The organism is Delftia lacustris (genome assembly GCF_040267515.1).
GTDB classification, from domain to species: Bacteria; Pseudomonadota; Gammaproteobacteria; order Burkholderiales; family Burkholderiaceae_C; genus Comamonas; species Comamonas tsuruhatensis.
In genome coordinates, this window is record NZ_CP141274.1 from 5,519,986 (window position 1) to 5,540,915 (window position 20,930).

Annotated in this window: 16 protein-coding genes; 13 read left to right on the forward strand and 3 right to left on the reverse strand. The window is 69.6% G+C overall.

Features of this window, described 5'->3' with window-relative positions; translation table 11 throughout:
• Window positions 1-190 precede the first annotated feature (190 nt).
• Window positions 191-850 (reverse strand): TetR/AcrR family transcriptional regulator, encoded by a 660-nt coding sequence (locus tag U6958_RS26745; protein WP_013803729.1) that lies wholly within the window; start codon window positions 848-850, stop codon window positions 191-193.
• A 60-nt stretch (window positions 851-910) separates the two neighbouring features.
• Between U6958_RS26745 and U6958_RS26750 the strand changes: the two genes are divergently transcribed.
• From U6958_RS26750 to U6958_RS26805, 12 genes are all read left to right on the forward strand, one after another.
• A complete protein-coding gene (locus U6958_RS26750) occupies window positions 911-2,119 on the forward strand; it encodes an arabinose transporter (protein WP_074921639.1) in 1,209 nt (402 codons plus the stop codon).
• Window positions 2,112-2,885 carry a siderophore-interacting protein gene (locus U6958_RS26755; protein WP_016452642.1) on the forward strand — a complete coding sequence of 258 codons (774 nt, stop codon included), beginning with the start codon at window positions 2,112-2,114 and terminating at the stop codon, window positions 2,883-2,885. Before U6958_RS26750 ends, U6958_RS26755 begins: the two co-directional genes overlap by 8 nt.
• 137 nt (window positions 2,886-3,022) lie before the next feature.
• Window positions 3,023-4,459 (forward strand): amidase, encoded by a 1,437-nt coding sequence (locus U6958_RS26760; RefSeq protein WP_074921640.1) that lies wholly within the window; start codon window positions 3,023-3,025, stop codon window positions 4,457-4,459.
• A gap of 16 nt (window positions 4,460-4,475) precedes the next feature.
• Window positions 4,476-5,351, forward strand: coding sequence for a polysaccharide deacetylase (locus U6958_RS26765; RefSeq protein ID WP_074921641.1), 876 nt, complete (start codon window positions 4,476-4,478; stop codon window positions 5,349-5,351).
• Window positions 5,352-5,379: 28 nt separating this feature from the next.
• The gene (locus U6958_RS26770; protein WP_074921642.1) at window positions 5,380-6,825 is read left to right on the forward strand and encodes an MFS transporter; all 1,446 of its coding nucleotides are present in this window, start codon (window positions 5,380-5,382) and stop codon (window positions 6,823-6,825) included.
• A 7-nt stretch (window positions 6,826-6,832) separates the two neighbouring features.
• Window positions 6,833-7,609, forward strand: a complete 777-nt coding sequence (locus tag U6958_RS26775; RefSeq protein ID WP_074921643.1) for an SDR family NAD(P)-dependent oxidoreductase — start codon at window positions 6,833-6,835, stop codon at window positions 7,607-7,609.
• An 11-nt stretch (window positions 7,610-7,620) separates the two neighbouring features.
• Complete coding sequence (locus U6958_RS26780; RefSeq protein ID WP_017405599.1) at window positions 7,621-8,379, forward strand: SDR family NAD(P)-dependent oxidoreductase; 759 nt, start codon at window positions 7,621-7,623, stop codon at window positions 8,377-8,379.
• 190 nt (window positions 8,380-8,569) lie between these two features.
• On the forward strand, window positions 8,570-8,854 hold the full coding sequence (locus tag U6958_RS26785; protein WP_404997207.1) for a hypothetical protein: 285 nt from the start codon (window positions 8,570-8,572) through the stop codon (window positions 8,852-8,854).
• The gene (locus U6958_RS26790; protein ID WP_016449807.1) at window positions 8,851-9,894 is read left to right on the forward strand and encodes a GTP-binding protein; all 1,044 of its coding nucleotides are present in this window, start codon (window positions 8,851-8,853) and stop codon (window positions 9,892-9,894) included. Before U6958_RS26785 ends, U6958_RS26790 begins: the two co-directional genes overlap by 4 nt.
• Window positions 9,895-9,907: 13 nt before the next feature.
• Window positions 9,908-11,098 carry a PotD/PotF family extracellular solute-binding protein gene (locus tag U6958_RS26795; RefSeq protein ID WP_074921705.1) on the forward strand — a complete coding sequence of 397 codons (1,191 nt, stop codon included), beginning with the start codon at window positions 9,908-9,910 and terminating at the stop codon, window positions 11,096-11,098.
• Window positions 11,099-11,161: 63 nt separating this feature from the next.
• On the forward strand, window positions 11,162-12,214 hold the full coding sequence (locus U6958_RS26800; RefSeq protein ID WP_016449809.1) for a GntR family transcriptional regulator: 1,053 nt from the start codon (window positions 11,162-11,164) through the stop codon (window positions 12,212-12,214).
• 192 nt (window positions 12,215-12,406) lie between these two features.
• Entirely contained in the window at window positions 12,407-12,796 is a 390-nt protein-coding gene (locus U6958_RS26805) for a hypothetical protein (RefSeq protein WP_016449810.1), read from the forward strand.
• A 12-nt stretch (window positions 12,797-12,808) separates the two neighbouring features.
• On the opposite strand, the gene U6958_RS26810 is transcribed toward U6958_RS26805, so the two are convergent.
• The gene (locus U6958_RS26810) at window positions 12,809-14,317 is read right to left on the reverse strand and encodes a murein L,D-transpeptidase family protein (RefSeq protein WP_074921645.1); all 1,509 of its coding nucleotides are present in this window, start codon (window positions 14,315-14,317) and stop codon (window positions 12,809-12,811) included.
• Window positions 14,317-15,651: a tetratricopeptide repeat protein gene (locus tag U6958_RS26815; RefSeq protein WP_227468542.1), complete on the reverse strand. Its 1,335-nt coding sequence runs from the start codon at window positions 15,649-15,651 to the stop codon at window positions 14,317-14,319. Before U6958_RS26815 ends, U6958_RS26810 begins: the two co-directional genes overlap by 1 nt.
• A 480-nt stretch (window positions 15,652-16,131) precedes the next feature.
• Between U6958_RS26815 and U6958_RS26820 the strand changes: the two genes are divergently transcribed.
• A complete protein-coding gene (locus U6958_RS26820; protein WP_074921646.1) occupies window positions 16,132-20,880 on the forward strand; it encodes a hypothetical protein in 4,749 nt (1,582 codons plus the stop codon).
• Window positions 20,881-20,930 lie beyond the last annotated feature (50 nt).

A 20,930-nucleotide genomic window follows, 5' to 3' on the forward strand; every position in this document is an offset into this window, starting at 1 on the left:
CCCGTCGGCATTGCGTGATTGCACCCAGTGCTGAGAACCTCCTCCGTGCCCATGAAATCCCCTTGCGAAGAACTCATGGACATGCTGGGCCAGCCCTATGACGCCGGCGAAGTGGCCCGACTGCTTGGCCCATTCGATCCGGAGGTCTTCGCGCCCTGAGGACCTGGCGGCCAAATCGCTCCTTGCATCCTCAACCCAGGGCAGGCGCTCGCAGATACCCCATCAGCACCTGCACGATGCCATCCTCCAGGGCCTGGGGGGTGAACATGGCAGGCGGATCGATGACGGCGGCATGCACCAGGGACTCCATGGTCTGCAGCAGCATCCAGGTGGCCAGGTCCAGGTCGCGGTGGGCGAGCTGACTGCGGTGCAGCTCCAGGAGCTGGCGCACCTGGCGGAAGATGCCGCCGTCCGCCGCGCTTTGCTCGCGCGGCGCGTCGAAGAAGGGGAATTCCTTTTCCAGCACCCGGTGCAGATCGGGCTCGACCCGGTGCGCCGCCAGCAGCGCCCGGACCATGGCCTGCACATGGCCTTGCAGGCCCTGCGGCCGCTCGGCCGCAAGCACGGCGGCAATGGCCGCGTACATCTGCGCGGCGTGGCGCTCGTGCAAGGCCGTGATCAGCGAGTCCTTGTTGGGAAAGTACTGGTAGAGCGAACCCACGCTCACACCTGCGCGCTCGGCCACCAGATTGGTGTTGGTGGCGGCGTAGCCGCGTTCTGCAAGAACGCGAGCCGCGGCCTCCAGAATGGCCTCGACCGTGGCAAGGGAACGCGCCTGCCGTGGCTGCTTGCGGGGCTGGGGCGGCTGCCGCTGCGCCGCCTGCGAATGCGAGTTTTCAATGCGAGCCATGGCTCATATTCTCCTGGACATGTGATCTGAGTTTTTACTCGTATTTGAAAGGGAATGCACATGTCTACCGGAATTTCGCCATCCGCGGCCGCGTCGCCGCCGGTGAACGCATTCGCGCGGCTGCTGCCGCTGACGCTGGCGGTCTTCGTCAGCTTTCTCTGCCTGGGCATGCCCATGCCCGTGCTGCCCCTGCACCTGAGCCAGACCCTGGGACTGGGCACGCTGGGCGTGGGCACGGTGATGGGCTGCCAGTTCGCGGCGGCCCTGCTGTCGCGGGCCTGGGCCGGCTCTCTGGCCGACACGCGCGGCGCCAGGCGTGCCGTGGTGCTGGGTATGTTGCTGGCCGCCGCTTCGGGCGTGGCCTACCTGATGTCCCGCGCCTTCGAGGGCGGACAGGCCGCAGTCTGGGTGCTGGCCGCCGGCCGCGTGATGCTGGGCTGCGCCGAGAGCCTGATCATCACCGGCGCCCTGAGCTGGGGCATGGGAATGATCGGCCCGCAACATGCCGGCAAGGTGATGGCCTGGGTGGGCATTGCCATGTACGGCGCCTATGCGGCGGGCGCGCCGGCCGGCGTGGCAGTGCAGGCTGCCTGGGGCTTCTCGGGCATTGCCGTGGCCACCATCGTGCTGCCGCTGGCCGCCCTGGCCATGGTCTGGGGCCTGCGCGCCACGCCGGCTGCGGCCCAGCGCCGCACGCCGTTCTACAAGGTGCTGGGCACGGTGTGGCTGCCCGGCCTGGGGCTGGCCCTGTCCAGCGCGGGCTTTGGCGTGATCACCACTTTTGCGGCGCTGCTGTTCGCGTCGCGCGGGTGGGGCGCGGCCTCGCTGGCCTTCACGGCCTTCGGCCTGGCCTTCATCGGGGCGCGTTTGTTCTTCGGCCATCTGCCTGACAAGCTGGGCGGCGTGCGGGTGGCACTGGCCAGCATTCCGCTGGAAGCCGCCGGCCTGCTGCTGATCTGGGGCGGGGGCGATGCGCCATGGGCCTATGCCGGCGCCGCGCTCACCGGCTTCGGCTACTCGCTGGCCTTCCCGGCCTTCGGCGTGGAAGCTGTCCGCCGGGCGCCTGCCCAGGCACGCGGCGCGGCCATGGGCGCCTATGTGGCCTTCTTCGACCTGTCGATGGGGCTGACGGCCCCTGCCGCCGGGCTGCTGGCCAGTGTCACAGGCGTCGGAGACGTGTATTTCGCCGCCGCCGTGAGCGTGGCGCTGTCCATCGCCGTGGCCTTGCTGCTGCGCTTGAACGCAGCCCGGGGAGCCACCCATGGCTGAGCCGATTCACATGCCTGCCGGCACGCAGCGCGCGCTGGGCACCGTGTTGAAGGTGCAATCCGTCACGCCGCGCATGCGCCGCATCACGCTGGGTGGCGAGCAGATCGCCGCCTTCTCACGGGCGCCTGCCGTGGATACGCCCGCCGCCTGGGTCAAGCTGTTCCTGCCCACGGGCGAGGGCCGGGCGTACACACTGCGCAGCGTGGACCGCCAGGCCGGCACGCTGGACATTGACCTGGTACTGCATGGCGATGCGTTCAATGCCAAGCATGAGAACAGCACCTCCGCTGGCGGCGACGGCCCCGCCTCCCGCTGGGCCGCCCAGGCCCGCGTGGGCGAGCAGGTGGCCATTGCCGGCCCGCGCAGCGGCGGCTTCGCTCCGCCGGCCGGCACCGATTGGCTCATGCTGGCGGGCGATGGCTCGGCACTGCCGGCCATGCAATCGATCGCGGCGCGCCTGCCAGCCTCCGCGCGGGTGAAGGCCTACGTGGAAATCACCGATGACGGCGAATGCCAGCCCATGGACAGCGCTGCCCGCTGGCGCACCGAGTGGATCACCGCCGCGCCGGGCCAGCCTGGGCAGAGGCTGTGCCAGCGGCTGATGTACCGGCCGCTGCCGCCGGGCAACGGCTATCTGTGGATGGCGGGCGAGTCCGGCGCCATGCGTGCGCTGAAGCGGCATTTCCTGGACCGTGGCATCGCACCCGGCCAGCTGAGCGCCAAGGGCTACTGGAAGTGCGGCGAGGCGGACCACAAGGACCGCTAGAGCGGCGCAAGCGGCACAAAACGGCCTCCTTCACAGATCAACACAGAGCGCCTCATCCCCCGGGTAATCACCCGGACACGGGATGGAGGCGCTCACTAGAATTCAAAAATGAACTTTGACAACAACATTCAAATTCAATGAAAAACAGCGGCCTCCGGACAGCGCCTGCCTCGGCTTGCGAACTGCATGCAGCCTATGCGGCCGGCACGCTGACGCCCACGCAAGCCACCGAGCATTGCCTGCAAGCGGCCTGTGAAAGCCCGTCCGTGTTCACGCGCATCACGGCGGAGCGCGCGCTGGAAGAGGCCAGGCAATCCACGCAGCGCTGGCGTACGGGCCGCCCGCTCGGGCCGCTGGACGGCGTGCCCATCAGCTGGAAGGACCTGTTCGATGTGCGTGGCACGCCCACCACGGCGGCATCGGCCCTGCTTCGCTCTGCCCCGCCAGCCCCTGCCGATGCCCCCGTGGTGGCGCGGGCCGCGGCGGCCGGCATGGTCTGCCTGGGCAAGACCAACCTCAGCGAGTTCGCCTATTCGGGACTGGGCCTGAACCCCGGCTTCGGCACCCCCGCCAATCCCCGCCTGGGTGGGCGCGCACGGGCGCCTGGCGGCTCCTCCAGCGGCGCGGCCCTGGCCGTGGTGCAGGGCTGCGGGCCGCTGGCCATGGGAACGGACACGGCAGGTTCGGTGCGCATTCCCGCAGCCTTCAACGGGCTGGTGGGCTTTCGTGCCAGCCGGGGGCGCTATCCCATGCAAGGCGTCTTTGCGCTGTCACCTTCCCTGGACACGCTGGGGCCGCTGGCCCTGGGCGTGGCCGACTGCATGGCCCTGGACCAGGTGCTGCGCAGCACCGTGCCTGCCGGCGATGCCGCTGCAGGCCCTGCCGTCCCAGGCCCTGTCATAGGCCTGCAGGGACAGGTGTTCGTCATCGACCCCGGCCTGCTGGACGACGACAGCGTGCAGGCGCAGGTGCGCGACGCGATTGCAGCCGGCCTGGCCCTGCTGCAGCGGCAGGGCGCCCGCGTGCAGCGGCGCCGGCTGCAAAGCCTGGACACGGTGCAGACGCTGACGCAGCGCCATGGCTGGCTGGGCGCGCATGAGGCATTGGCCACGCACCGCGAGCGCCTGGATGCCCCGGAGCAGGCCGCGCGCATGGACCCGCGCGTGCGCAGCCGGCTGGAGGCCGCAAGGCATCTGGACCATGGCGGCTACCTGCAACTGCTGGCACGGCGCCAGCCATTGACGGCGCTGTTTGCGCAGGAGCTGGGCGGCGCCACCTTGGTGCTGCCCACGGTGGGCCATCCGGCGCCGCTGCTGCAGCCCCTGCTGGAAGACGACGCGCTGTTTGCCCAGACCAATCTCGCCACGCTGCGCCTGACCATGCCCGGCAGCTTCCTGGATGCGCCGGCCGTGGCCCTGCCCTGCGGCGCCCTGTGCCTGCAAGGCCCTGGCGCGAGCACCGAACGGCTTCCCATCGGCCTGCAGCTGATGCGCCCGCAGGGCGATGACGACCGGCTGCTGCGCATTGCCCTGGCCGTCGAACAGGCGCTTTCTTCCCTCAACCGTTCCCAGTGAAAAAGGAGTGCATGCAATGAGCAAGGACATACAGATCACGTTTGGCGTGGACGTCGATGCCGTCGGCGGCTGGCTCGGCTCGTATGGCGGGGAGGACTCGCCCGACGACATCTCGCGCGGCATGTTCGCGGGCGAGGTCGGCTCGCTGCGGCTGCTCAGGCTGTTCGACAAATACGGCCTCAAGACCACCTGGTTCATCCCGGGCCACTCCGCCGAGACCTTTCCCGAGCAGATGAAGGCCGTGGTGGAAGCGGGCCATGAGATCGGCATCCACGGCTACAGCCACGAGAACCCGATTGCCATGACGCCCGAGCAGGAGGAAGCGGTGCTCGACCGCAGCATCGAGGTCATCACGCGGCTGGCCGGCCGCGCACCCACGGGCTATGTGGCGCCCTGGTGGGAGTTCAGCCCCGTCACCAACGAGCTGCTGCTCAAGAAAGGCATCAAGTACGACCACAGCCTGATGCACAACGACTTCCACCCGTACTACGTGCGCGTGGGCGACCAGTGGACCCGCATCGACTACAGCAAGCATCCCGACACCTGGATGAAGCCCCTGGTGCGCGGAAAGGAGACACGGCTGGTCGAGATACCCGCCAACTGGTACCTGGACGACCTGCCGCCCATGATGTTCATCAAGAAGTCGCCCAACAGCCACGGCTTCGTCAACCCGCGCGACATAGAGCAGATGTGGCGCGACCAGTTCGACTGGGTCTACCGCGAGCACGACTACGCGGTCTTCCCCATCACCATCCACCCCGATGTCTCCGGCCGCCCCCAGGTGCTGCTGATGCTGGAGCGCCTGATCGAGCATTTCCAGTCGCACGACGGCGTGCGCTTCATGACGTGCGACCAGATCGCCGACGACTTCCTGCGCCGCCAGCCGCGTTGATGCCGCATCCCACCTCAGCGAGGACACCATGAATACCTCCGCCATTGCCTCCGACGCCCCAGGCGCCGGCCATCCGGCACCGGCCGGGATCGATGCCCCCTGGACCGCGCCCACCGTGACGCGCAGGCAGGTCAGCTACGCCACCTGGGTCTGCTTTTTCGCCTGGGTGTTCGCCGTCTACGACTTCATCCTCTTCGGCACCCTGCTGCCGCAACTGGGCGAGCACTTCCAGTGGAGCGCCGAGCAGCAGGCGCGGCTGAACACCTGGGTGACGCTGGGCACGGTGATCGTGGCCTTCGGCATCGGCCCCATCGCCGACCGGCTGGGCCGGCGCAAGGGCATCATCATCGCCGTGGCGGGCGCCGCGCTGTGCTCGGGCCTGACGGCGCTGGCCGGCTGGGTGATCGGGCTGTCGGCGGGGCTGGGCTTCGTGCTGCTGATCGTGGTGCGCTCGCTGGCGGGCCTGGGCTATGCAGAGCAAAGCATCAACGCCACCTACCTGAGCGAGCTGTTCTCCCTGGTCTACACGGACCCGGCCTCCCTGCGCCGGCGCGGCTTCATCTACTCGCTGGTGCAAGGCGGCTGGCCCGTGGGCGCGGTGCTCACGGCCGTGCTGGTGGCCCTGCTGTATCCGCTGGGCGAGCGCTGGTTCGGCCAGGGCGGCGGCTGGGTGCTGTCCTTCGTGTTCGCCATGTTCCCCGCCCTGGTGATTGCCGTGCTGGGCCGCCGGCTGGTGGAAACGCCCCAGTTCCTGACCGCGCGGCGCGTTGCCGATCTGCGCCTTGCCGGACGCGAGGCAGAGGCCGCACGCCTGGCCCAGGCCCATGGCGCCCACCCGCAGCAAGCGCAGCACACCGGCCTGTCGGCCATGTTCCGGGGCGCCTCGCTGCGGCCCACGCTGTCGCTGGCCCTGGGCTTTTTCCTGAACTGGTTCGCCATCGTGATCTTCGCGGTGCTGGGCACCTCGGTGCTGGGCGGCGCCGGTGGCACGCCGGGCAAGGGCGTGGATTTCTCCAGCGCGCTTCAGGTGCTCATCATTTCCAATCTCGCGGGCTTCCTGGGCTATGTCTTCCATGGCTGGCTCGGTGACCGCATAGGCCGGCGCAACGCCGTGGCCATAGGCTGGATGCTGGGTGGCCTGGCCTTCGCACTCATGCTGAACGCGCCCTCGGGCGACTTCTGGCGCATCGTGCCGCTGTACTCGCTGGGGCTGTTCTTCCTGATCGGCCCCTATGCAGCGGCCCTCTTCCTGATCGGCGAGAGCTTTCCCAGCCACATCCGCGCCACGGCCAGCTCCTTTGTCAACGCCATGGGCCAGGTGGGCGCCATCGCGGCGGGCTTCGGCGTGACCTGGACGCTGTCGCAGGGGGCGGACTGGGCACAGGCGGCGCTGTACTGGGGAGCCATTCCCTGCGCAGCCTCGGGACTGCTGATGTTCCTGGCACCCCATGTCGATCCCGAGACCGTGAAGTGAGGCCGCCATGCACCCGCAGATCGACAGGAACAAGGTCGCCCTCATCACCGGCGCTGCCAGCGGCATCGGCCAGGCGCTGGCCGTGGCCTACGCGCAGGCCGGCGTTGCCGTGGCAGGCAGCTACTACCCGCAGGACCCGCACGATCCCGGCCAGACCCGGGACCTTGTCGAGCGCGAGGGCGGGCGGTGCGTGATGGAGGCGGTCGATGTGGGCGATGCCGAGCAGGTCGAGCACCTGGCCCGCGTCGCCGTGGACCGCTTCGGCCGGCTGGACTTCGCCGTCGCCAATGCAGGTTTGCTGCGCCAGGCGGCCCTGGCCGAGATGAGCGATGCGCAGTGGCAGGAGGTCATCAACATCGACCTGGGCGGCGTCATGCGCACCTTCCGGGCCAGCGCGCGCCACATGGCGGCGGGCGGGGCCATGGTGGCCGTCTCCTCCATTGCAGGCGGCGTCTACGGCTGGGAGCAGCATGCCCACTATGCGGCCGCCAAGGCAGGCGTGCCCGGGCTGTGCCGCGCCGTGGCCATGGAGCTGGCACCGCGCGGCATACGCTGCAACGCCGTGATTCCGGGCCTGATCGAGACGCCGCAGTCGCTGGACCCGGTCAACTCGCTGGGCCCGGCGGGCCTGGCGCAGGCGGCAAAAAGCATTCCGTTGGGGCGTGTCGGGCAGGCCCGAGAAATCGCTGCCCTGATCCGTTTCCTGACCAGCGACGAGGCCTCCTACGTCACCGGCCAATCCATCATTGCCGACGGCGGCCTGACGGTGCGCTGGCCCAGTTGAGGACATTCGACATGAGCACATCCAAGCCACTGGACGGCCGCCGCGCCGTCGTGACAGGCGCCGGCAGCGGCATCGGCGAGGCCATTGCCCTGGCCTATGCGCAGGCCGGCGCGCGGCTGCTGCTGGCCGACATCGATGCCGCGCGGGCCGAGGACGTGGCCCGGCGCTGCCGCGCGCTGGGCACGCAGGCCGAGACCGTCATCGGCGACGTGGGCGACGAGTCCACGGCCCACCGCATCATCGACCGCTGCGTGCAGGCCTTCGGCGGCATCGACATCCTGGTCAACAACGCCGGCATGCTCACCCAGTCGCGCTGTGCCGACATGTCCACCGCGATGTGGGACGAGATGCTGCGCGTGGACCTGCGCAGCGTCTTCCTGTGCGCGCGGCGCGCAGTGCCGCACATGCAGGCGCAGCGCTGGGGACGCATCATCAGCATCGCCTCGCAGCTGGGCATCAAGGGCGGCGTGGAGCTGAGCCACTATGCGGCGGCCAAGGCCGGCGTGATCGGCTTCACCAAGTCGCTGGCGCTGGAAGTGGCACCTGACAATGTCCTGGTCAACGCCATTGCCCCCGGCCCCATCGCCACGCCGCTGGTCGACGGCATCAGCGCGGACTGGAAACGCGCCAAGGAGGCCAGCCTGCCGCTGGGCCGCTTCGGCCGCGCCGACGAGGTGGCTCCCACGGCCGTGCTGCTGGCCTCCGACCCCGGCGGCAATCTGTATGTGGGGCAGACGCTGGGGCCCAATTCCGGCGATGTCATGCCGTGAAAAGAAGCACCCCCTGAGTCGCTTCGCGCCTTCCCCCTCTCTTCAGGGAGGGCGTACGGGCAGCCGGCGACACCCTCGGTGCGGGGCGGCGCGGCCGGCATAGGCCCTTCCTGGGTGTCTCTGCTCTTTGGCTGCGCCAGTTTCGCAGGCGGCTCCATTCGCAACCGAAAGGTTTTCTGTCATGTGTGGAATGTGCGGTTTGCTGCAGGCCTCCGGCCACTGGAGCCAGGCGCCGGCCGGATCGGCCGGGCGCCGCCAGCGGCTGATTCAGATTGCGCGCGCCAACCGGCTGCTGGCGCTGTGGCGGCTGCAGCTCAGCGACTTCCACGGCCAGTCCTACCTGCTGCAGGGGCCTACGGGCGCCAGCGTTCTGGTGCCCGACTTCGGTGCGTTGTGGCCCGCGGCCGAGCGGCTGCTGGCCCGCGAGCTGGATCCGCTGGCCATGCCCTGGCCCCAACCGGAGCAGGCGCCATGACCGGCGATGCACGCCTGCCCGTGGGTGTGCTCACGGGCTCTCTGGGCAGCGGCAAAACCACGCTGCTCAGGCAATGGCTGCAGGACTCTCCCGCTGCCGAGACCGCCGTGCTGATCAACGAATTCGGCGCCGTGGGGCTGGACCATCTGCTGGTGGGCCGCATCGACGCCGACACGGTGCTGCTGGACAACGGCTGCATCTGCTGCGCCATCCGCGGCGAACTCAAGGAGGCGCTGTGGCGGCTGCACCAGCGCCGCGAGCGCGGCGAGCTGCCTGCGTTCCAGCGCGTGCTGATCGAAACCACGGGCCTTGCCGCGCCCGGCCCGGTGATCGCCACCCTCATAGGGGATGCGCAATTGCGCCAGGTCTTCAGGCCCGCCCATGTCGCCACCGTGGTCGATGCCCTGCACGCGGCCACGCATGCGCAGCGGCCCGAATGGCAGGCCCAGGTCGCCGCCGCCGACCGGCTGTACCTGAGCAAGACCGACCTGGCCCGGCCGCAGGACGCCGAGGCGCTGCGCGCGCAGCTTGCCAGGCTCAATCCGCTGGCCGTGCTCGGCAACAGCCGCCAGGCGCTGCCGGCCTGGCAGGAGCAGCCCGTGCAGGAGAGCAATTGGCTGGCACGCGCCATTGCAGGCACGCCTCGCAGCCGCAAGGGCCAGGAGCCGCACGGCAGCATCCAGGCCTTCTGCCTGGAACTCGACGGCCCCGTGGACTGGTGTGCGCTGACGCTGTGGCTGACCTGGCTGCTGCACCGCCATGGCGAGCGGGTGCTGCGGCTCAAGGGGCTCGTGGCCGTGGCCGCCGAAGGATGGCCGCAGGGGCAGCCGACGGTGCTGCACGGCATGGGTCATCTGATGCATGCGCCCGAGCATCTGGCCGAATGGCCCGGTGGCGACGGCCGCTCGCGCCTGGTCTTCATCGCCTCGGGGCTCAACGGGCAGCAGGTGGACGACTCCTGGCAGTCGTTCCAGCGTTTCTTCGCGCAGGACAATGGGGCGCAACCCGGCGCCGCACCCGGCCCGGCCGCCTTCCATTGACAAGGAACACCCCATGCGCAAGAACATGCCTGAACTGCGGGTACTGGGCACCTCGGTGACGCTGACCGAGGCCATGCGCCGCCGCGCCGAGCAGGACCTGGGTCTGCGCATCCGCTTCGAGGTGCTCGACGGCTTCGACGCGCAGCGCCAGGCCGTCATGCGCCAGGACAGCTTCGATCTCTACGACCAATGGTTCCACAGCCTGGACTGCCTGTGGCCGACAGGGGCGCTGCAACCCATAGACATCGGCAGGCTGGCGCATTGGGACGAGGTCAACGCCCTGCCCAAGACCGGGCGCATCACGCCGCAGGCGGCCCTGGGCGCGGGCTGCAACCCGGCCATGCGCCTGTACGTGCAGGCCGATGGCACCCTGGGCGGCACGCCCGCATCGCGCATCAGCATGCTGCCGCTGACGCACAACGCCGACAGCTTCGTCTACCTGCCCGCCGCCGTGCCAGATCTGTTCGCGCAGACCGAGGAGAGCTGGTCGTGGCTGCTGTCTCCCGCCTGCCGTGGCCGTGCGGCCCTGCAGGCGGATGCGGCCATCGGCGCGCTGGATGCGGCCCTGGCCCTGCAGGCCGGCGGCGACATGCGTTTTGGCGACATCAGCAACCTGGGACTGGAGGAGATCGACCAGATGATGGCCCTGCTGCTGCAGCGGCAGGAGTCGGAGCAGTTCCGGGGCTTCTGGGGCAACTACGCCGATGCGGCGCGGCTGATGATCGATGCCGGCGTCGCCATACAAAGCCACTGGTCGCCGGCCATCGCCCACTACCGCGCGGCGGGGCTGGACTACCGGCTGGCCTGCCCGCGCGAAGGATACCGGGCCTGGTACGGCGGCCTGGGCATCTCCAGCCAGGCCAGGGGCGAAACGCTGGATGCCGCCTACCGCTACCTGAACTGGTGGCAGTCCGGCTGGCCCGGTGCGGCGATGGCACGGCAGGGCTACTACATCTCCAACCCGCTGCGCAGCCGCGAGCACCTGCGCGCCAGCGAATGGGACTATTGGTACGCCGGCCTGCCTGCCGCCGAGGACCTGCGGGGCACCGACGGCCAGGTCGTGATCCCGCGCGGCAGCGTGCGCGACGGCGGTTCCTACGAGCAGCGCCTGGGCCACATCGCCGTCTGGAACACCGTCATGGACGAGCACAACTACTTGGTGCGCCAATGGGCCACGCTGCTGCGCCGCGCCCGCCCCTTATAGTCCTGCCGGATACCGGCCCCCTTTGCGGCGGCCGGTGCACAGGTACATGCAGATGAAGCAGGAATGACAAGAGCCACCCCAGCACCCACGCAGCTTGCCCGCGACGAGGAAGCAGGCCCCGGCGAATCCGGTGAATCCGGCGATCCCGGCGAACGCCGGCTGCGCTATGAACTGATACGCCAGCGCCTGCGCGGGGCCATCGTCGAGCAGCGGATCGAGCCCGGCCTGGTGCTGCTGGAGGGGCCGGTGGCCAAGGTCTTCGGCACCAGCCGCATACCCGTGCGCAAGGCCTTCGAGCTGCTGCATGCCGAAGGGCTGCTGTGCACCTTCGACGGACGCGGCTACCTGGTGGCCCGGCCCGGGCAGGCCGTGCAGCCCCAGCGCCTGCCGCTGGACGCGCGGGCCCTGGGCCTGGAGGAGGGCAACGCCACCATCCACATCCCCTCGGAAAGCGAGCGCATCCACGACGAGCTGGAGCAGACCATCTCCATCGCCATGATCTTCGGGCGCTTCCAGATCGACGAAAGCGCGGCCATGGAGCACTTCAACGTGAACCGCGTGGCCCTGCGCGAGGTGCTGAGCCGGCTCGTGGACCGGGGACTGGTGGACAAGAGCACCTATGCCTCCTGGCGCGTGGCGGCGTTGACGGCACGCGCGGTGAACCAGGACTTCGAGCTGCTGGCGCTGCTGGCGCCCGCGGCGCTGCGCGAAAGCGGCCCGCGCCTGGACAGGGACATGCTCGCTGACCTGCGCCGCCGCCTGCACGCCCCCGCCGCACCGCAAGCTCAGGAGCTTTTGCGGCTGGAGCAGCACCTGCACGGCGCCTTGCTGGCACGGCATCCCAACCACAAGCTGGTGGGCATGCTGCAGCAGTGCCAGATGCCGTGGCTGATCCACAGCACCTTTGACCGCATGTTCCCGCAGTCGCCCAACCCGCCCCTGCTTGAGAACTGCCGCCAGGTCATCGACGCCCTGTGGGATGGTGAGTACGAGCGGGCCGCGCAGGCGCTGCAGGACTACCTGGCCCAGGCACGCAAGCGCGCCCAGCTGCAGCTCAAGGTCCTGTCCGTGCTGCCCGAGGCGCAGCTGCCGGCCTATCTGGTGCGGCAGTCGTGACCCCCTGAGGGACGCATCGGGCCAGGCAGGGCCGAAGCGGACAAGACTGCGACCGGTGCGCCTGGTTGCATGTGCAACCACCGGTTTGCGCCGGGTTCACCGGGCGTTTACGCAAGCGCGGCATATTGGGCGGCCGACAGGGAACCGCAGGACCCCACAGGTACCGAAGGACCGCACCGAAAGACCGCACCGATGAATGCCCTGCGCATCAGCACCACCGTCTTCACCGAAGCCAGATTCTGGAGCCTGGTGGTTTTCTCGGTCGTTCTTCCCTGCGCCATCTACGCCGCCCTGCTGGCCAAGCGCAGCATCTCGCGCACCACGGTGCTGCTGTTCGGGCTGGCCCTGGTGGCCATGGCGGGGGTGGATGTCTACCTGCTGCAAAGCCTGGCCTCGGCGGCCAAGGCGACGCCTTCGCTGTCCGACAACACCCTCTTCGTCTCCGAGCTGTCCACGGCGCTGTACCTGCTGCCGGCCATGATTGGCGGCATCGGCGTGAACATGACCTCGCATGTGCTGATACAGCATCTGTTCGATGCGGAGCGCCGCTTCGACAGCAACCGCCACAACGAGAACACCTGAGCTGCGCCGGGCTCAGCCCATCACGTCCTCGGAGAAAAGCTGCCAGCGCCCGCCCGTCTTGCGCCAGTACTGGCGCAGCGGCAGGCCTTCGGCAAAGGACTTGCTGCTGGCGCGCAGGTTGACCACGCGGATCTCGCCCTTGGCGTCCTTCCAGGAATAGATGGACAGGTCCTGCAGCGTCACGCCGGGGCGGTTGAGGTAGGCGGCCAGCCGCTCCTGTGATGTGCGCGAGGCCGGCGACTGCAGCAGGTCGGGCGCGTAGAGGGCGGCCAGCTTGCGCGGGTCCGCACCGTTCCAGGCGCTCTTCCAGTCGTCGATGACGCGCACGAAGGCGTCTGCCGCCTTCTGCTGGGCCTGGGCCTTGGGGGCCACCCATTGCAGCTTTTCGCGGATCAGCACCGGCGTCTGCCGGTCCACGGTCTGCATGAGCAAGGTGAGATCGGGGTTGGCCAGCACCAGGCAGCCATCGCTGGCCTCGGGCGCCCGCGAGAACTGGTCGGGCGGCGAGCCATGCAGCCAGATGCCGCTGCCCGAGCGGCCCACGGCCTTGTCCCAGTCATTGGGAAAGTTCACCGTGAGCGCACCCTTGCCATAGAACTCCGGCAGACGGGGCCCGGGAATGTGGCGGCCCACGAAGTAGATGCCCAGCGGCGTGCGCTGGTCGCCTTCCTGCCATTTGTCGGTGCCCAGCTTGCCCACGGAGACATAGAAGTCCCCCAGCAGCCGCAGACCGCCTGCCTCATGGGCGAACAGGTACAGCCGCGACTTGCTGGCGTCGATGGCAATGGCATGCCGCACGGATGCGCCCAGCATCAAAAACTCGCCGGGAACGGAACCCGCAGGCGGCGCGCCGCTGTCCGCCTGCAGGCGACGCTTGAGTTCGTTTTGCAGATCCTGCAGCTGGGCCTGCGCGGGACTGGCCGGACCCTCCAGCCGTGTGACGCTGCCCACGGACAGGTTGTGCCGCACCAGCACGCCCTGGCCCGGATGGCTGGGAGCGGCGGACGCAGCCACGGGCGTGCCCGCCAGCACCTCGCCGGCACGGCCGGTCTTGAAGCGCAGCAGGTCTGCATACACCAGCTGGGCTGCGCGGAAATTGGGGACTTCGGCGGTGAGATCGGCGGCCGCCTTCAGGGCGCCATCCAGATCCCGCTGCTCCACCTGGCGGATGATGGCCAGCAGGCGGGCCTCCGCCTGGCTTTGCGAGCCGGCCGCCGCCTTGGCATGGCCTGCCGTGGCAGCGATGCCGCCTGCCGTGGCCGCCACCGCAGCAGCGGCCACGGCCGTCTTGCCCGACGCCGAGCGCAGCCTGGCTGCGCCGGCCTTGCCGGTCTTGCTGGTCTTGCCCGTTGCAGGCTTGGCGGATGCCGTCTTGGAGGCCTTGGCCGGCTTGGCGTAGGCCGCCGTGCCGAACGACATCGTGGACAGAGCGGCCAGCAGCACGGCCACGCCGGCGGCCCGCGCATGCAGGCGCAGCAAGCCGGCGGATGACCGTGCCAGGGGGCGCGCTCTTTCAGGCATCAGGAACCGGTTCCTTCGTGGGTGATGCGCCATTGTCCCTTTTCGCGCTGCATGCGCAGGGTCTTGCGGGTCGTGGTCTTGAGCGCGCCCGATGCGTAGTACTGGCGGAACTGGGCCGTGGCCTTGTCGCCGTCCACCGTCACCTTGAGGTCGCGCACGGTGACGACGATGGTGGTGCGTCCGACAATGCGCTGGCGGCGCTGTTCCTTCCACTTGGCCAGGCTGCTGCCATCGGCCGGGGAGAAGTGGTCGCTGTAGGCGTCCAGGTAGCGGTCCATGTCCTGTCCGGCCCAGGCGGTGGACCAGGCCTTGACGGCGGCCTCCACTTCCTGCGCTGCGGCCGACTGGGCCGCCTTCTTCTCGTCGACGGCAGGCGCTGCCTTGGCGGGCTCGGCGGCGGCCACAGCGGCGGCGGCAGGGGCCGCAGCGGTGGTCACGGCGGCGGCCTTGGCCGCAGCCTGCCTGGCTTCCTCGGCAGCGCGCGCCTTGTCCTGTGCGGCCTGGGCAGCCTTCTCCTGGGCCAGCCTGGTCTCGGCGGCCTTGGCTTCCGCTGCCTTGGCCTGGGCCAGCTTGGCCTCCGCTGCCTTGGCCTCCGCTGCCTTGGCCTCTGCGGCCTTGGCTTCTGCGGCCTTGGCCTGCGCTGCCTTGGCATCGGCCGCCTTCACTTCAGCGGCCTTGAATTCGGCGGCCTTGGCCTCTGCCGCCTTGGTCTCGGCGGCGCGGGCCTCGGCCAGCTTGGCGTCGGATTCGCGGGCCTTGGCATCGGCCGCCTTGGCATCGGCGACCTTGGTCGAGGCAGCTGCAGCCTGGACCGTCTTTCCCTGGGCGCCACCTTGCTTGGGGAAGATCTGCGTGATCAGGGCCAGCTTGGGCTGGATGGCCTGGCGCGATCCGTCCAGCTGCAAGGCCTTGGCATAGGCATCGCTGGCCATGCGCGCATACAGGTCGCCCAGGTTCTCATGCGCCGTGGCGTAGCTGGGGTTGGTGCGAATGGCCTGCTCCAGCACTTCCGAGGCCTTGCGTTCCTGGCCTTCGGCGGCGTACAGCACGGCCAGGTTGTTGTAGGGCTCGGGCAGGCTGGGGTAGTCACGGGTCAACGCCGTGAAGATCTTGATGGCCTGGGCGTTCTGGCGCTGCTCCGCGGCGATCACGCCCTGCAGAAAGCGCATCTGCACATCGGCCGGGTTTTGCTTGAGGTAGGCCTCGGCCTGCTTGGCGGCCTGGGGCGCCTTGCCCTGCTCCAGCAGCCGTGAGACCTCGTCCACCGCCTCCTGCGATGCATGGGCAAACGCCCCGCACAAAGCCGCCCCCAGACTGAAGGCGGCAATGGCCACGGGCCGGGCTATCCGCAAATAGGTACGACCCGGCACTCGCGACGGAACTCTGGACGAAATCAGCATATGGGCGCTCTCTACGCAATGAAAGTTGGAAGACGGGCCTGTTCGCTTTTGGGCTTACTGCATGCGCCGATACACGCCTGCAGCCAAAAGCCAGCGATTTTATAGGCGAAAGCCATCTTGCCCCGCTGCATGGGCCCGCGAGTCAAGGGCCATGAAACATGGCGCGGCACCGGCGCCCGAGTAACGGAGCAGACCCGGCAGCGTTACGTAACGTGTGCCGTAACAGACCCTTGATGAGACATTGTGATCAATAGATAAATCCATACAAATCAATATCTTAGGATGATTCCTAGGCCATCCGGACCTGCAGCGTGCACGTGGCATGCATGTTGCACAAAAGGGCTCGACAGATTTTTCACGGCTTCCAAGCCACCGTCTGACCTTGTCGTCTCAACCCTTGTCTGGAGAGAGTAAATGACCGCCCAATCGATGCAGCCCACCGGCAACACCACCGTCAGCCCCGTGCAGTTCGGTGACCCGCAGCCCTCCAGCGTTGTGCTTGCGCAGCTCAATACGTCGAACATGCAGCCCGGCGCAGCCGCAGCGGTCATGCCCCGGGGCACGCCTCCCGTCACGCTGTCCCAGGTCAGCCCGGGCGTGCAGATCGTGCGCAATGGGGAAACCCTGATGGCCCAGCCGGGCAGTGCCCTGCAGGTCGGCGACAAGATCATCGTGCCCGCCGATGGCAGCGCCAAGGCGCTGTTCCAGGGCAAGGACGGCCAGACCCTGGTCGGCACCTTCGAGGGCGGCACCCAGGCCACGCTGGCCCAGCGCGAGGGTGATGGCGCAGGCGCCATGGTGCTGGACCTGGCCTCTGGCAACGTCCAGGTGGCGCCCGCCAGTGACGGTGACGCCGTGGGCCTGATCGTGACCAAGGAAAGCGCCGCAGCCGCAGCCGGCGGCTCCGTGCTCAGCGACTTCCTGCTGGCCGGCCTGATCGGCGCGGGCGGCGTGGGCCTGATCGCCGCAGCCAGCAACGACGACGACGACCCAGCCCCCCCGGTGCCGACCGATCCCACGAATCCGACCAACCCCACGGATCCCACGAATCCGACCAATCCCACGAACCCGACCAACCCGACCAATCCGACGGATCCCACCAACCCGACGAATCCTACGAATCCGACCAATCCCACGGATCCGACGAACCCGACCAACCCTACGAACCCCACCAATCCGACCAATCCCACGGATCCCACGAACCCGACCAATCCTACGAACCCGACCAATCCGACCAACCCCACGGATCCCACGAACCCGACCAACCCCACGAACCCCACCAATCCGACCAACCCCACGGATCCCACGAACCCGACCAACCCCACGGATCCCACGAACCCGACCAACCCCACGAATCCCACCAATCCGACCAACCCCACGGATCCCACGAACCCGACCAATCCTACGAACCCCACCAATCCGACCAACCCCACGGATCCCACGAACCCGACCAATCCTACGAACCCCACCAATCCGACCAACCCCACGGATCCCACCAACCCGACCAACCCCACCAATCCCACGGACCCGACGAACCCGACCAATCCGACCAATCCCACGGACCCCACCAATCCGACGGATCCCACGGACGGCCACGGCCTGATCACCTCCGTGCAGGACGTGGTGGGTGCGCTGTCCGGTGGCACGGTCGCCGGCCCGGTGGGCAACCTGATCGATACGCTGGTCAATCCCGGCAGCGGCACGCTGTCCGGGGTGACAGGCCTGCTGGAGAGCCTGACCAGCACCAATGGCGGGCCGCTGGGCGTGCTCACCGAGCTGGTGGACGGCCTGGTCAACATCCAGAACCAGGGCCTGGAGCCCCTGATCAGCACGCTCAATGAGCTGCTCAAGGGCCTGGACGAAGCGGGCTCCGGCGGCTCCATAGGCACGGTAGTGGACAACGTGCTCGGCGGCCTGCTCGACGAAGACGGCGCGCTGGGCGGCCTGCTCGCCGGCGTGGGTGGCCTGCTGGGCGGCCTGGTGGGCGGCGGAACGGGCAACCCGCCCGGCACGCCTGACAGCGGGGTGGTCACGTCCGTGCAGGACGTCGTGGACGGCCTGCTGGGCGGCACGGTGGCAGCGCCTGTGGGCCAGTTGCTGGATGCCCTGGCCAACCCCACGGACGGACTGCTGTCCACCGTGACCGGCGCGCTGGAGAACCTGACCAATGTCGAGGGCGGCCCCCTGGGTGTGCTGACCGAACTGGTCAACGGCCTCACCCAGGTGGACGGCGAAGGCCTGGCCCCGGTGATCGGCACGCTCAACGAGCTGATTGCCGGCCTGGGCAACGGCCTGGGCGAAGATGGGCTCGGCGGACTGGTCGGCAGCCTGCTGGGTGGATTGGTGCCCGGCGGCGGCACGGGTGGCGGCACGGGAGAAGGCCTGGTCACCACGGTCCAGGACGTGGTGGACGGCCTGCTCGGCGGCACCGTCGCAGCCCCTGTGGGCCAACTGCTGGACGCGCTGGCCAATCCCACCGATGGAACGGCCTCGGTCGTCACCGGCCTGCTGGAAGGCCTGACCAGCGTGGACGGTGGCCCCCTGGGCGTGCTGACCGAACTGGTCAACGGCCTGACCCAGGTGGACGGCCAGGCCCTGCAGCCGGTGATCGGCACCCTCAACGGCCTGATTGCCGGCCTGGGCAGCGGCCTGGGTGAAGGCGGCATCGGTGAACTGGTCGACGGCCTGCTGGGCGGCCTGATCCCGGGCGGCACGGGAGGCGGCAGCGGTGACGGCCTGGTCACCACGGTCCAGGACGTGGTGGACGGCCTGCTCGGCGGCACCGTCGCAGCCCCTGTGGGCCAACTGCTGGACGCGCTGGCCAATCCCACCGATGGAACGGCCTCGGTCGTCACCGGCCTGCTGGAAGGCCTGACCAGCGTGGACGGCGGCCCCCTGGGCGTGCTGACCGAACTGGTCAATGGCCTGACCCAGGTCGATGGCCAGGCACTGCAGCCCGTGATCGGAACCCTCAACGGCCTGATTGCCGGCCTGGGTAGCGGCCTGGGTGAAGGCGGCATCGGCGAGCTGGTCAGCGGCCTGCTGGGCGGTGACAGTGGCCTGCTGGGTGGCGTCCTTGGCGACGACGGCCTGGTCGGCGGCTTGCTGGGCGGTGACGGTGGCCTGCTGGGTGGCGTCCTTGGCGACGACGGCCTGGTCGGCGGCCTGCTCGGCGGTGACGGCGGCCTGCTGGGTGGCGTGCTTGGCGAAGACGGCCTGGTCGGCGGCCTGCTGGGCGGCCTGGTTCCGGGCGGCGGCACAGGCAGCGGCGACGGCCTTGTCACCACGGTGCAGAACACCGTTGGCGACCTGCTCGGCGGCACGGCCGGAGCGCCTGTGGGCCAGGTACTGGATGCGCTGATCGACCCCGGCACCGGCGCCCTGTCCGTGGTCACGGGTCTGGTGGAAGGCGTGACCCAGGTCAACGGCGGTCCGCTGGGTGTGGTGACGGACCTGGCCAACGGCCTCACGCAGGTCCCGGGCCAGGCACTGCAGCCGGTGATCGGCACCGTCAATGGCGTGCTGGCCGGTCTGACGGGAGGCGACGGCCTGCTGGGCGGCGTGGTCGGCGGTGACGGCGGCCTGCTGGGCGGCGTGCTCGGCGACGACGGCCTGGTCGGTGGCCTGCTGGGCGGTGACGGCGGCTTGCTGGGTGGCGTGCTTGGCGACGACGGCCTGGTCGGTGGCTTGCTCGGCGGTGACGGCGGCCTGCTGGGTGGCGTCCTTGGCGACGACGGCCTGGTCGGTGGCTTGCTCGGCGGTGACGGCGGCTTGCTGGGTGGCGTGCTCGGCGACGACGGCCTGGTCGGCGGCTTGCTCGGCGGTGACGGCGGCTTGCTGGGTGGCGTGCTCGGCGATGACGGCCTGGTCGGCGGCCTGCTCGGCGGCGACGGCGGCCTGCTGGGTGGCGTGCTCGGCGAGGACGGCCTGGTCGGCGGGCTGCTGGGCGGCCTGGTTCCGGGTGGCGGCACAGGCAGCGGCGAAGGCCTGATCACCACGGTGCAGAACACCGTCGATGACCTGCTCGGCGGCACGGCCGGAGCGCCTGTGGGCCAGGTGCTGGATGCGGTGATCAACCCCGGCACCGGCGCCCTGTCCGTGGTCACGGGCCTGGTCGAAGGCGTGACCCAGGTGAACGGCGGCCCGCTGGGCGTGGTGACGGACCTGGCCAACGGCCTGACGCAGGTCCAGGGCCAGGCACTGCAGCCGGTGATCGGCACCGTCAACGGCGTGCTGGCCGGTCTGACGGGAGGCGACGGCCTACTGGGCGGCGTGGTTGGCGGCGTGGTCGGCGGCGACGGTGGCCTGCTGGGTGGCCTCACGGGCGACACCGGACTGGTCGGCGGCCTGCTGGAGACCGTGGCCGGCGACAACGGCATCGTTGGCGGCCTGCTCGGCGGCGACGGTGGCCTGCTGGGCGGCCTCACGGGCGACACCGGCCTGGTCGGCGGCCTGCTGGAGACCGTGGCCGGCGACAACGGCATCGTTGGCGGCCTGCTCGGCGGCGACGGTGGCCTGCTGGGCGGCCTCACGGGCGACACCGGACTGGTCGGCGGCCTGCTCGACACCGTGGCCGGCGACAACGGCATCGTCGGCGGCCTGCTCGGCGGCGACGGTGGCCTGCTGGGCGGCCTCACGGGCGACACCGGCCTGGTCGGCGGCCTGCTCGACACCGTGGCCGGCGACAACGGCATCGTCGGCGGGCTGCTCGGCGGCGACGGTGGCCTGCTGGGCGGCCTCACGGGCGACACCGGACTGGTCGGCGGCCTGCTGGAGACCGTGGCCGGTGACAACGGCGTCGTCAGCGGCGTGCTGGACACGGTGGCCGGCGACAACGGCATCGTCAGCGGCGTGCTCGACACCGTGGCTGGCGACAACGGCATCGTCAGCGGTGTGGTCAACACGGTCGTCGGCGACAACGGCATCGTCAGCGGACTGCTGGGTGGCGGCAGCAGTGGCGGCGGCCTGCTGGGCGGGCTGCTGGGGGGATCGTCCGGTGGCGGACTGCTCGGAGGCCTTCTGGGCGGCACTTCGCAAGCGGCAACGGCCTCTGCGGCCGAGCTGGATCCGATTGCCACCTCCATCAGCAGCCATGCCAGCAGCACGGCCGATGCAGCAGCCAGCGTGTTGACGCAGCAGTTGCACCACAACGCCCTGCTGTGAGCTGCAGCGGCGCCTGCGGGCGCCGCATTCCTTCCCTGCGCCGCCGCCTC

Coding starts and splice junctions, on each gene's coding strand:
- U6958_RS26745 (WP_013803729.1), bottom strand. CDS start 850: ATGGCTCGCATTGAAAACTCGCATTCGCAGGCGGCGCAGCGGCAGCCG.
- U6958_RS26750 (WP_074921639.1), top strand. CDS start 911: ATGTCTACCGGAATTTCGCCATCCGCGGCCGCGTCGCCGCCGGTGAAC.
- U6958_RS26755 (WP_016452642.1), top strand. CDS start 2,112: ATGGCTGAGCCGATTCACATGCCTGCCGGCACGCAGCGCGCGCTGGGC.
- U6958_RS26760 (WP_074921640.1), top strand. CDS start 3,023: ATGAAAAACAGCGGCCTCCGGACAGCGCCTGCCTCGGCTTGCGAACTG.
- U6958_RS26765 (WP_074921641.1), top strand. CDS start 4,476: ATGAGCAAGGACATACAGATCACGTTTGGCGTGGACGTCGATGCCGTC.
- U6958_RS26770 (WP_074921642.1), top strand. CDS start 5,380: ATGAATACCTCCGCCATTGCCTCCGACGCCCCAGGCGCCGGCCATCCG.
- U6958_RS26775 (WP_074921643.1), top strand. CDS start 6,833: ATGCACCCGCAGATCGACAGGAACAAGGTCGCCCTCATCACCGGCGCT.
- U6958_RS26780 (WP_017405599.1), top strand. CDS start 7,621: ATGAGCACATCCAAGCCACTGGACGGCCGCCGCGCCGTCGTGACAGGC.
- U6958_RS26785 (WP_404997207.1), top strand. CDS start 8,570: ATGTGCGGTTTGCTGCAGGCCTCCGGCCACTGGAGCCAGGCGCCGGCC.
- U6958_RS26790 (WP_016449807.1), top strand. CDS start 8,851: ATGACCGGCGATGCACGCCTGCCCGTGGGTGTGCTCACGGGCTCTCTG.
- U6958_RS26795 (WP_074921705.1), top strand. CDS start 9,908: ATGCGCAAGAACATGCCTGAACTGCGGGTACTGGGCACCTCGGTGACG.
- U6958_RS26800 (WP_016449809.1), top strand. CDS start 11,162: ATGACAAGAGCCACCCCAGCACCCACGCAGCTTGCCCGCGACGAGGAA.
- U6958_RS26805 (WP_016449810.1), top strand. CDS start 12,407: ATGAATGCCCTGCGCATCAGCACCACCGTCTTCACCGAAGCCAGATTC.
- U6958_RS26810 (WP_074921645.1), bottom strand. CDS start 14,317: ATGCCTGAAAGAGCGCGCCCCCTGGCACGGTCATCCGCCGGCTTGCTG.
- U6958_RS26820 (WP_074921646.1), top strand. CDS start 16,132: ATGACCGCCCAATCGATGCAGCCCACCGGCAACACCACCGTCAGCCCC.